The 7,306-nt window shown below is 37.3% G+C and carries 7 protein-coding genes; 1 reads left to right on the top strand and 6 read right to left on the bottom strand.

The annotated features are described in order from the left end of the window. Positions 1 to 290 precede the first annotated feature (290 nt). Both AACU98_RS03590 and AACU98_RS03585 read right to left on the bottom strand, forming a co-directional pair. Entirely contained in the window at positions 291 to 674 is a 384-nt protein-coding gene (locus AACU98_RS03590) for a YkgJ family cysteine cluster protein (RefSeq protein ID WP_004243972.1), read from the bottom strand. Between the two features lie 387 nt (positions 675 to 1,061). Beyond that, the gene (locus tag AACU98_RS03585; protein WP_004248496.1) at positions 1,062 to 1,406 is read right to left on the bottom strand and encodes a DMT family protein; all 345 of its coding nucleotides are present in this window, start codon (positions 1,404 to 1,406) and stop codon (positions 1,062 to 1,064) included. Positions 1,407 to 1,862: 456 nt separating this feature from the next. Between AACU98_RS03585 and umoC the strand changes: the two genes are divergently transcribed. Further along, positions 1,863 to 2,276 (top strand): flagellar biogenesis regulator UmoC, encoded by a 414-nt coding sequence (gene umoC, locus AACU98_RS03580; protein WP_036895440.1) that lies wholly within the window; start codon positions 1,863 to 1,865, stop codon positions 2,274 to 2,276. Between the two features lie 106 nt (positions 2,277 to 2,382). On the opposite strand, the gene AACU98_RS03575 is transcribed toward umoC, so the two are convergent. The 4 genes from AACU98_RS03575 to AACU98_RS03560 all read right to left on the bottom strand — a co-directional run bounded on the left by AACU98_RS03575 (position 2,383) and on the right by AACU98_RS03560 (position 6,903). Beyond that, positions 2,383 to 3,087, bottom strand: a complete 705-nt coding sequence (locus AACU98_RS03575; RefSeq protein WP_004250409.1) for a LutC/YkgG family protein — start codon at positions 3,085 to 3,087, stop codon at positions 2,383 to 2,385. 1 nt (position 3,088) lies between these two features. Then, positions 3,089 to 4,510 carry a LutB/LldF family L-lactate oxidation iron-sulfur protein gene (locus tag AACU98_RS03570; RefSeq protein ID WP_161734704.1) on the bottom strand — a complete coding sequence of 474 codons (1,422 nt, stop codon included), beginning with the start codon at positions 4,508 to 4,510 and terminating at the stop codon, positions 3,089 to 3,091. 10 nt (positions 4,511 to 4,520) lie between these two features. Then, complete coding sequence (locus tag AACU98_RS03565; RefSeq protein ID WP_161734701.1) at positions 4,521 to 5,240, bottom strand: (Fe-S)-binding protein; 720 nt, start codon at positions 5,238 to 5,240, stop codon at positions 4,521 to 4,523. 136 nt (positions 5,241 to 5,376) lie between these two features. Further along, the gene (locus tag AACU98_RS03560; RefSeq protein ID WP_004243961.1) at positions 5,377 to 6,903 is read right to left on the bottom strand and encodes an L-lactate permease; all 1,527 of its coding nucleotides are present in this window, start codon (positions 6,901 to 6,903) and stop codon (positions 5,377 to 5,379) included. Between the last annotated feature and the right edge of the window lie 403 nt (positions 6,904 to 7,306).

Raw genomic sequence — 7,306 nt, 5'->3', positions numbered from 1 at the left:
CCACCGAGTAACATACTGACAACGGCAACGGAACAAATAAGGGAAAGGAAAAGAATGAAAAATGAGCTACTGATCATAGTGACCTCCTAATTTATTGCTATTTTTAAATAAAAAAACCTCACTAAATACACGTTATTAATTGATTACTCTCTATACTAGATGATTTATAAATAAAGTCAAACTAACCTATTATTTTATAATGCTATTTTTGGTGAAAATTCTTTATTTTATGCAAAGAAGTGCAAAATTGTGATCAAAGAGACTCAGGAGGGGCTAGCCCCTCTGATGTTCTACGCAGAATGCGGTAGAGAAATATTAGGAAGAGGAGGAAGCCCAAAAGCGGCTCTTGCCCGATCGCAAGCTTCATTTTTTACGCCATTAGCCCAAGATTGTTCAAACTCACGGCAAGGGGATGGTCTCTGTTCATAAATTGCACAACTCACGCATTCACCAACTTCACCAATCAATTTTTCACAGCGTGGTTGTTTCTCATTAGTTCCTTTCATACATGATAGAAAAGGGGTTAAGGGTTCGGTAAATTCGTCAGGAACAACACCACCACCACTTTTCATTTCAGCCCAATAGAAAGAGACTCTAAAATAGGCGCAACATGCACCACAATGCATACAGGGATTATCCTGCATATAAATAAAATCGTTAGAATGTTTGCTCATACCAGATACCGTTTTATCTGACCTTAAAGTAATATAAGAAGTTTTTGAAAATCGTTTTCACTTAAGAGAAGCAACAAAGAAAGAAAGAGAAACAATGCCTCTCTTAGCTAGCTATTATGCGCTGAATGAAAATATTTTTTCAAGAGCAATATTTGCTTTTTGTAGTCAAATTTCTACTAATGCAGTGCATAATATGGGATGTGGTAATTTATTGAATGATATAACTTAATCTTGCTATGAATTACTGGTTAGTACTTAATAATAGCAATCAATTATTTTGATTGTTTTTTGTTCGACTGATACGAGGCTCTACAAAACAAAAAACCTCATTTCGAAATGAGGTTTTGAAAATTTTCATTTATTTTATCAGCAGCTATTTTTTATTCTTTAAAATGGCCCCTTAAAAATAAATAGCGCACCCGCACCAATTAAAATAAAACCGATAAAGTGGTTAAGTGTGAAACTTTCACCTAAATAAGTCACCGAAAAAACAGCAAAAATGGTTAGTGTGATGACTTCTTGAATGGTTTTTAATTCGGCTGCGCTGTAATAGTTGTGGCCGATACGGTTTGCAGGAACTGCAAAACAGTATTCAACAAAAGCGATTAACCAACTGAGTAAGATCACTATAATTAACGGCTTGTTACCGTACTTTAAATGGCCATACCAAGCAAAAGTCATAAAGATATTGGAAATTATCAGCAGAATAATGGGGGTAAATTTATACAACATATTTGTCATACCACCAGAGGTTTTAAAGGGTGAAAGTAGCAAAAAATCAGCGATGAGATTACTGCAAAACGCTTTGTTTGGCTATTGACATCAAGTAAAAAAAGTCTATTTTTTTGCTTCTATTGCTAAAAATAGAACTTCAGAGGATCAAAAAAAATTGACTTAAATCGAGAAAAAACACTAAACCTGATTTTTTGTATATTATCCTCTCAGTAGATAAATATAACGATTACTAAGATTATTATTAAAACACCTTTTTTTATAAAAAATACTAATAAAATAGATAGATTTAAAGACTTATTAATTATAGTTTTACTTCTTATTAAGATTTATTTTCTACACTTAATGCGACATATCCTAAATTTGTGTTTTCGCACTAATAGATGTGGTGTTAATTCTTTAATACCTTATATTTGACAGTCAAATTTAGTAAAAAATTTATTATTGGGAGCCAACGTGAAGATAGGTACGCTTTTAATTTCTTACAGTTTACTCACAATGAGTTTGATCTCTTTTTCCTCCTTTGCTCAAGTAAATCACGATCCCCTGACCAAATGTTATGAGTTGTCAACAGATGCAAGCCAAACAACCATTAAATCTTGTCTATTAGATGAACTGAGATTATCTGAAGAGCAGTTGAATGTTATCTATAATAAAAGCAAAGGCGACCTTGAAGATAGTGACTCTATCGCGGCTAAAAGTGCTATTGATGCATTAGTCAGTTCACAAGAGCAGTTTATTCTTTTTAGAAGTAGTGAATGCCAACGTCAATCTGCTTTAATGATGGGGGGCAATGGTGCTGATGAAGTACTGCTGGCTTGTGAAATAAAATTAAATCAATGGCGAGCTAAATTATTACTCACTAATTAAGCCATAAATACAAAACACCTGTATAAAAGGTGTTTTGTATTTGGGTCAATCCGTTGACCATGACGTTAAGTTATTTGGTTATCGTTTTTATATTGTTTCGTTTAAACTAACAATCTTCAATAATAAGATAAGCGGCATGAACAGGGCCATGAACTCCCCATACTTTGATTAATTCAATATCAGCCGTTGAGCTTGCACCACCAATTAAATTGATACATGAAGGCATTCTGATCCCATCTTGTGCCATTTTGTGTAAACGCTCTGCAAGTTGAGCCACTCGCGGTAAAATGTCACTTTTGCGTAAAATAACAATCGAGGTTTCAGGTAACAGGCTGACAGAACGCCCTTTTTCCGGAGAAGAAAACAGCACAATCCCGCCAGATTCTGTTAATCCCGCTTCTGCAAAGACAATCCCTATTTGAGAGCGCTCAGCATGAATAATATTTTCATGACCGAGTTTAGGATCCCAAATATAAGTTTCATATTTTTCACTAATAGCTTGTGTTACACCAAGTGCATTTAAGCGCTCATCACCACTTATTATCACTGAGCCTTGACAATCATAGCTTTCACAAAGCGCTATTAAGCTATTTATCACTTGTTCTGGTTTAGTGATAACGCATCTTACTTGCTGGGTTTGTGCAAAATCAGTAAATTCTTTGCATAATTCATCTTGGGTTAAATTTGTTAAGCGTGTTTTAGCTAAATTATTAATAGGGGGATCTTGTGGTTTTGGCGTATGCGTCACCTCACGTCCTAATTTTTGAGCAATAGTTTGCAGAAACTCAGCACGATTTTGTTCGTTTAACATATTATTTTTTTCCTTCTGCTTTGTGGCGCTTAAACCAACTACGGAAACTATAACCATCGGGTTTTGGGAGATCACGTGATGCCATCCAATCATTGAGTACACTAATCTTGATTGGAGTTGAGCCATTTTTGATCATCAAGCCCGCCATCTTAGCCCCTACATTCATGCCAACTTTCCAAAGCGTGGGGTGCGCATTAATGTAATTAAACATACCGGTTACACGACGCTCAGCTTTTGGTGTTAAACCACTTTCCGCCATGACTCGACGATGTTTAAGGATCAATTGTGCTAAAGGGATTTTGACCGGACAGACCACATTACATGCATTGCATAATGAGCAGGCATAAGGTAAGTCATGAAAATCTTTATAGCCTCCTAAGAGTGGCGAAATAACCGCACCGATAGGGCCGGGATAAATAGAGCCATAAGCATGACCACCGATATTACGATAAGCAGGACAGGTATTTAGACAGGCTCCACAACGGATACAGCGTAGAATATCTTTAAATTGTGAGCCTAAAATTTCAGAGCGACCATTATCGACAATCACTAAATGAAACTCTTCAGGGCCATCAACATTACCCGCTTCACGAGGTCCAGTTACCCAAGTGTTATAACTGGTTAGGCGTGAGCCAACCGCACTACGACATAACATCGTGATCAGTGGATCGACTTCTTCAAAAGTAGGCGCAACACGTTCCATTCCCATAACGGCAATATGGGTTTTAGGTAATGTGGTCGTCATCCGTGCATTACCTTCGTTAGTTACTAAACAGACTGAGCCTGTTTCTGCAACCGCAAAGTTACAACCAGTGACTCCAATATCAGCAGAAAGAAAATCTTGTCGAATACGTTGCCTGATAAAAAGGGTCATATCTTCTGGGGTTTCACTACCTTGATAACCTAATTTTTCATTTAGCACTTTACGTATTTGGTAGCGATCTTTATGGATCGCCGGTACAACAATATGAGAAGGGGGATCGTTATCCAGTTGCAGAATATATTCACCAAGGTCGGTTTCGATAATCTCAATACCTTCATTTTGTAAGGCTTTGTTCATACCGATTTCTTCGGTTACCATCGATTTTGATTTAACGATTTTCTTGGCATTTTTCTGTTTGGCAACGTTACAAATATAGCGTGTCGCATCTTCTGCCGTTTTGGCAAAATAGACATGACCGCCGTTTTCAGTCACTTTTTCTGATAATTGATAAAGATAAGGGTCTAAGTTTTCAAGAACATGGTTACGGATTTGTTCTGCGCGATCACGCCATGCTTCCCAATCACCTAACTCTTTTACCATTATTTGGCGATTGGCTCCAATGCGCTCTTGTGCCATAACAACGGCGTTACGCATAATGGTATCATTCATTTCATGCGCTAAGCGTGGTCTAAAATCGATATTACTGGTTTTAATAGACATTGCAGCCCCCTTATTGACTCATTAAAACTTGTGCAATATGCAGCACTTTGACAGAACGCTTTTCACGACTTAAACGGCCTTGAATATTAATTAAACAACTGGTATCTGCACCAATGACGTAATCAGGGCTGACTTCCATGATATGTTTTACTTTTTCAGTGACCATTTCACCGGAAATTTCTGACATTTTTACTGAGAAGGTGCCGCCAAAACCACAACAAGTTTCTGAATTGGCGAAAGGTAACATTTCGAGTCCTTCAACATGTTTTAATAAGGTTAAAGGTTCACTAACAACCCCTAACTTTCGCGTTAAACTACAAGAGGGGTGATAAACCGCTTTACCCGCAAGGCGGGCGCCAACGTCAACCACACCTAAGGTGTTGACGATAAAGCTGGTAAGATCAATTAAACGATCGGCCACACCTTGGGCTCGAAGCGCCCATTGAGGCTCATCGGCAAGATAGCTGGGATAGCCTTTAATCGCATAAGTGCAAGAGCCTGCGGGGGAAATAATCGGATAATCATTAACTTCTAATGTCTCAATTAATGATTTCATTGCGGGTTTTGCATCATTAACATAACCGCTATTAAGTGCTGGCTGACCACAGCAACCCTGGCGCTCTTGAAATAATACTTCGCAACCTAATTTTTCGAGCAATAATACGGTATCTCGTGCCGAATCTGCTTTTAGCACATCACCAAGACAGGTTGCATAAAAATTAACTTTCATTCACCGAACTCCAAAACATCGCTCAGATGTTGTCATTTTTATTTAAGATAAAATTCTTATTGGTTATTTTTCTTTATTCTCGTTATGTCAAAGCGATAGGTGATAGCCAAGATAAGCCATCACTTATCTTGTATAGTTAATTCATTAAGTGATAAATAATGCCGATTTTGGCACCTAGGATGATGATATAGGCAATACAATATTTTAATGTTTCTCGCATAATGGCACTGCTTTGCCCATCCATTTTGGTCGCCGAAACGGCGATCGCGATGCTTTGTGGTGAAATCATCTTACCGCCAGTCGCCCCAGAGGTATTAGCCGCTGCGAGAATAAAGGGATCAACATGGAGTTTTGCCGCTGCACTGGTTTGAAGCTTGCCAAATAGTACGTTAGAGTTTGTATCGCTTCCGGTTACAAACGTTCCTAGTGCACCAATGACAGGGGCAATAAAGATAAATCCAGCGCCAGTAAAGTTAACTAATGTTTCCGCAATGCTACCAATCATGCCACTGAAATCCATTACCGTTGCCATCGCAACAATAGCCATAATGGCAATAATAGAGTTCTTTAATTGAATTGTGGTTTTTACTAATACAGAAAAGAGTGTTGAAAGGCTTGCACCTTGAATAGTGCCACCAACAAAACTCGCTAAAATAATCAATACCCCAGGCGTACTTAACCAAGCAATAGTTTGATATTCAGTTTGAGTATCACTTAATACAAAAGGAATTTTAGTTGCAATAGTTCCTACTGCGGTTTGGATTGTAGGGAATAGCGGAGAGCAGGCTAAGATAAAAATAAAAGTAAACAGATAGATAGAGCTAGCGACTAATAGCTCTTTAGCTGAGTGTTTTGTTGGCTGTTTACTTTTATCATGGCCTGTTTTCATGCGTTTAGCCAAGAAAATAACCACAATCAGACTGACTAGACTTCCTGCAAAGGCAGGTAATTCCGCACCTAAATTAGCTGCGACAATATATTGAGGGATTAAGGTGCTGATCCCACACATTAAAGTAATAAAGCCGACACCTTTAATGGCTTTAATACCACCACCAGCAATAGCAACAATGACAAAAGGTAATAGAATATTGAATAAACCAAGTTGGATAATAATGGTTTTACTTAACACCAATACATCAAGGCCGGTATTTTGTGCCAAAATAGACACTGGAATACCAACGGCACCAAATGCGGTAGGTACCGTATTTGCGACTAGTGAAGCGACAGCTGCTTTAAAGGGATCAAAACCTAGTGCGATTAAAATACCGATAGGAATAGCAACTGCTGTACCATAACCTGCAACTGCTTCTAAAAAACCGCCAAAACACCAAGAGATAAGTAAAACTTGTACGCGTTTATCATCGCTGATCCCCGCTAATACGTCTTTTAATACCTCCATTCCCCCTGTTTTTAGCATTAGGTTATAGCTGTAAATAGCCGCAAGAATAACGATGATAATCGGCCATAACCCCTTTACCGCACCATAAAGTACAGATACAGAGGCAAATTGAAGGGTGTTATTCCAATGAAAAATAGCGAGAGCCACAGTGATAATTAGCGAAACGAGGACAGCGTGATGAACGGCCGATTTCATTTTTAAAATCATAAAAATCAGAACGGCTAAAGGAACAATTCCCAGTAAAAATGATAGATAGTCTGACATAATTATTTTTATCCTTAAGTTTGCAATTTTTTATCGTTTATCACTGCACCGGCAAACCTATTCATTCGTCATTTATGTTTTGTGTAGGGCACTTAGTTTGATGGTTTTCTATTTTGCTGAAACGATAAATCATAAAGAAAAAAAGATAGTTACCTAAAGAAATAATATAAGCATTCGTTACTTAAACTATTGTCAGGTTAGGTTGTGGGCTATTGTAGGAAAAATTTAGAAAGATGTAATAGAATAAAATCAATTGTGTGACAAATATAAAAAAAATCTATTTTTGTTACTAACTAGTTATTATTTGTCTTGTTTTTTGACTTTTATCAATGTAATTAATTTATTGTTATTGTTATCAAGATGATTTTAGATAGTAAAAATAGAGTTTTTTATTACTTATACT

Source organism: Proteus sp. G4380 (assembly GCF_963885725.1).
Classification (GTDB): domain Bacteria; phylum Pseudomonadota; class Gammaproteobacteria; order Enterobacterales; family Enterobacteriaceae; genus Proteus; species Proteus mirabilis.
Note: the sequence above shows the minus strand (reverse complement) of the source record. Positions and strands in the feature narration are given on the sequence as shown.

Excerpts from the sequence above, each read along its gene's own strand:
- AACU98_RS03590 (WP_004243972.1), bottom strand. The coding sequence starts at position 674 with ATGAGCAAACATTCTAACGATTTTATTTATATGCAGGATAATCCCTGT.
- AACU98_RS03585 (WP_004248496.1), bottom strand. The coding sequence starts at position 1,406 with ATGTTGTATAAATTTACCCCCATTATTCTGCTGATAATTTCCAATATC.
- AACU98_RS03575 (WP_004250409.1), bottom strand. The coding sequence starts at position 3,087 with ATGTTAAACGAACAAAATCGTGCTGAGTTTCTGCAAACTATTGCTCAA.
- AACU98_RS03570 (WP_161734704.1), bottom strand. The coding sequence starts at position 4,510 with ATGTCTATTAAAACCAGTAATATCGATTTTAGACCACGCTTAGCGCAT.
- AACU98_RS03565 (WP_161734701.1), bottom strand. The coding sequence starts at position 5,240 with ATGAAAGTTAATTTTTATGCAACCTGTCTTGGTGATGTGCTAAAAGCA.
- AACU98_RS03560 (WP_004243961.1), bottom strand. The coding sequence starts at position 6,903 with ATGTCAGACTATCTATCATTTTTACTGGGAATTGTTCCTTTAGCCGTT.